This is a genomic window from Bartonella sp. CM120XJJH, from assembly GCF_042194715.1.
In the GTDB taxonomy this organism is placed as follows: domain Bacteria; phylum Pseudomonadota; class Alphaproteobacteria; order Rhizobiales; family Rhizobiaceae; genus Bartonella.
The window spans coordinates 253-656 of sequence record NZ_JBHINE010000122.1 but is presented as its reverse complement, the minus strand read 5'-3'; the positions used below and the strand labels follow the sequence as shown (position 1 = coordinate 656).

The following is a 404-nucleotide window of genomic DNA, read 5'->3' as shown; positions in this document are numbered from 1 at the left end:
GAATGCTCAAATTGTCGATCTCATTCAACGCATGGTGAAAGCGCATCATAAGGGATATGCGACGAAAGAGTGGGTGAAAAAGCGTTTTTCTGATTTGTTTAGATTAAGTGGAAACGAGGTTGTGAGGATGTTTAACCGATGACCCGTTATAGTCCTTCTGTAGAGCAAGCGATCCGTCAAGCAGCAGCACGGTATGGCTTGCCCGAAAGCTATTTATACCGTGTAGCGCAAGTGGAAAGTGGCGGCAATCCGAATGCAAGGAATCCCCGTTCTTCGGCGGGTGGGTTGTATCAATTTATAGACAGCACAGCCAAACAATATGGTTTGCAAGACCGTTTTGACCCCATGCAAGCGGCAGATGCCATGGGGCGGTTGACGCTTGACAATCGCAACCATTTAAGCCG

Annotated in this window: 1 protein-coding gene; it reads left to right on the top strand. The window is 48.0% G+C overall.

From position 1 onward, the window contains the following. Positions 1 to 138: 138 nt before the first annotated feature. Positions 139 to 404 (top strand): transglycosylase SLT domain-containing protein (locus tag ACFIKU_RS10140; RefSeq protein WP_375657434.1); only part of this gene is annotated, 266 nt, incomplete at its 3' end.